The organism is Stenotrophomonas sp. PS02289 (assembly GCF_029960115.1).
GTDB lineage: Bacteria > Pseudomonadota > Gammaproteobacteria > Xanthomonadales > Xanthomonadaceae > Stenotrophomonas.
This window is the reverse complement of the sequence record NZ_JASCOZ010000302.1, coordinates 1-2,538: the sequence shown is the minus strand read 5'-3', so window position 1 is coordinate 2,538 and position 2,538 is coordinate 1. Positions and strand designations below refer to the sequence as shown.

Sequence of the window (2,538 nt, the reverse complement as noted above, 5' to 3'; positions counted from 1 at the left end):
GCCCATGCACATCCGGATGGGTTCATGAGGGCCGGCCAACGGCCGGCGCTACCGTCATGCCTCCGGTGTGAATCCTGCAGGCTTTTCCGCACCACCTGCAAACAGGAACTTCTCCAGCTCCTTCTCCAGGAACGCGCGATGCTCCGGATTGCGCGGCGACAAGCGGTTCTCATTGATCAACATGGTCTGATGCGCCAGCCACCCGGCCCATGCGCTCTTGCCGATGCCATTGAAGATGCGCTGACCCAGTTCACCCGGGTAGGGCACGAAATCCAGGCCTTCGGTGTCGCGTTGCTCTTTCTGGCAGAAAACGATGCGGGACATGGGATTACTCAAGAGAAAGCAGAAGTTTGCGGATCGGGGCCGGCAGGCCCAGTGAACCCAGCGCGGCCGGAGCGACCCAGCGCAGGTGCGCATTGTCGCCCAGCCCGTCGCGCAGGGCGACCGGACCCAGCTGCAGCACCTGCAGGTGCAGGCGGTAATGGCTGAAGGTGTGCTGCAGCACCGGCAACGGCTCGGCCAGCTCCAGCGCACCGTCCACATGGGCGTCGAACCAGTCCTGCAGCGCCGGGCCGGTCTCGGCCTGGGGCAGGGTCCATAACTGGGCCCAGATGCCGGTGTCGGGGCGCTTGCCGAGCAGAATGTGGCCACGCGCATCGCGCAGCAGCAGGGCGGTGGCCTCGCGTTCGGGCAGGGCCTTGCCAGGCTTGGGCGTGGGCAGCTGCTCCACCCGGCCGTCGCGGCGGGCGACGCAGTCGTCTGTCAGCGGGCAGATCACGCAGGCCGGCTTGGACCGGCTGCAGACGGTCGCGCCCAGGTCCATCTGCGCCTGGGTGTAGTCGGCCAACCGTCCCTCGGGAACATGGGCAACGTGGTCGTTGGCCAGCGCCCACAGTACTTTTTCCACGGCCGGCAGGCCCGGAAAGCCATCAATGCCGTGGAAGCGGCTCATCACGCGTTTGACGTTGCCGTCCAGAATGGCGAAGCGGTCATTCCAGGCCTGGCTGAGAATCGCGCCGGCGGTACTGCGGCCGATGCCGGGCAGCGCCAACAACGCATCGAAATCACGCGGCAGGTCGCCGCCGTGCAGCTCCACGCAACGTTGCGCGGCAGCGTGCAGATTGCGCGCGCGGGCGTAGTAACCCAGCCCCGCCCACTGCGCCATCACTTCATCGTTGCTGGCGGCGGCCAGGTCGGGCAGGGTGGGGAAGTGTTCGAGGAAGCGCAGGAAGTACGGAGTGACCGTGGCTACCTGGGTCTGCTGCAGCATGATTTCCGACAGCCACGCCCGGTAGGGCGTGCGCGGGTGCTGCCAGGGCAGGTCATGCCGGCCGTGGTCGTCGAACCACGGCAGCAGCCGCCCCACAAACGCATCTTGCCCCGTAGAGCCACGCCCTGCGTGGCTGACCGCGCGCATCAACCACTCAACGCTTCAGGCAACAACGCATCCACGAATGCTTCCGGATCGAACACGCGCAGATCCTCCGGGCGCTCGCCAATCCCGGCGAAACGAATCGGAATCCCGAATTCGCGTGCCAGCGCGAACACCACGCCGCCCTTGGCGGTGCCGTCCAGCTTGGTCACCACCAGCCCCGTCACGGTGACCACGGCATGGAACTGACGCAGCTGCGACAGCGCGTTCTGGCCGGTGGTGCCGTCGATAACCATCAGCACCTCGTGCGGTGCGGCCGGGTCGATCTTGCCGAGCACGCGGCGGATCTTGCCCAGTTCGTTCATCAGCCCGCCCTGGGTGTGCAGGCGGCCCGCGGTGTCGGCGATCAGCACGCTGGTGCCACGCGCCTTGCCGGCCTGCAGGGCGTCGAACGCCACCGACGCGGCGTCGGCGTTCTGGCCCTGGGCGACCACGGCCACGCCGTTGCGCTCGCCCCAGGCCTGCAGCTGCGCCACCGCGGCGGCACGGAAGGTGTCGCCGGCGGCCAGCATCAGGCTGTGGCCGTCGTCCTTGAAGCGCTTGGCCAGCTTGCCGATGGTCGTGGTCTTGCCGACGCCGTTGACGCCGACGGTCAGCACCACGAACGGCTTGGCGTTGCGGTCGATCACCAGTGGCTGGGCCACCGGCTGCAGGATGGCGATCAGCTCGGCGCGCAGCGCGGCCTGCAGCGCGCGTGCATCGGCGAACTCACGCGCCTTCATGCGCTTGCGCAGGCCTTCCACCAATGCGGTGGTGGCGGTGACGCCGACGTCGGCGGTGATCAGCGCGGTTTCGATCTCGTCCAGCAGGTCGTCGTCGAGCTTGGGATTGCGCGAGAACAGGCTGCCCACGCTGCGTGCGAACACGCTGTTGCGCAGGCGGTCACGCCAGCCGGTCTTACCGGGTGCGGCCGGGGCCACCTCGTCGGTGACCTCCGGGGTGGCCAGCGGCTGCGCGGCCTCCTGGACGATCTCGGTGGCGACCACGACTGGGGCGGTGGTCTGCACGGCAGGTTCGAGCGTGACCGGGGCTGGTGCAGGATCCGAAGAGCCGGGCTCTGCCCGGCTGTGCGTCGATGCATCATCTTCCAGCCGGGCAGAGCCCGG

The 2,538-nt window shown here is 68.2% G+C and carries 3 protein-coding genes; all 3 read right to left on the bottom strand.

Annotated elements, in window-relative coordinates; translation table 11 throughout:
- Window positions 1-54 precede the first annotated feature (54 nt).
- Window positions 55-324 carry an oxidative damage protection protein gene (locus QMX83_RS21185; protein ID WP_282298599.1) on the bottom strand — a complete coding sequence of 90 codons (270 nt, stop codon included), beginning with the start codon at window positions 322-324 and terminating at the stop codon, window positions 55-57.
- 4 nt (window positions 325-328) lie between these two features.
- Window positions 329-1,417 carry an A/G-specific adenine glycosylase gene (mutY, locus tag QMX83_RS21180; RefSeq protein ID WP_282298598.1) on the bottom strand — a complete coding sequence of 363 codons (1,089 nt, stop codon included), beginning with the start codon at window positions 1,415-1,417 and terminating at the stop codon, window positions 329-331.
- Window positions 1,417-2,538, bottom strand: a 1,122-nt coding sequence (ftsY, locus tag QMX83_RS21175) for a signal recognition particle-docking protein FtsY (protein ID WP_282298597.1), incomplete at its 5' end; no start/stop codon positions are given. The genes ftsY and mutY, both read right to left, overlap by 1 nt.

Bases quoted from the DNA above. Each gene is read 5' to 3' on its own strand.
- QMX83_RS21185 (WP_282298599.1), bottom strand. From the start codon at position 324: ATGTCCCGCATCGTTTTCTGCCAGAAAGAGCAACGCGACACCGAAGGC.
- mutY (WP_282298598.1), bottom strand. From the start codon at position 1,417: ATGCGCGCGGTCAGCCACGCAGGGCGTGGCTCTACGGGGCAAGATGCG.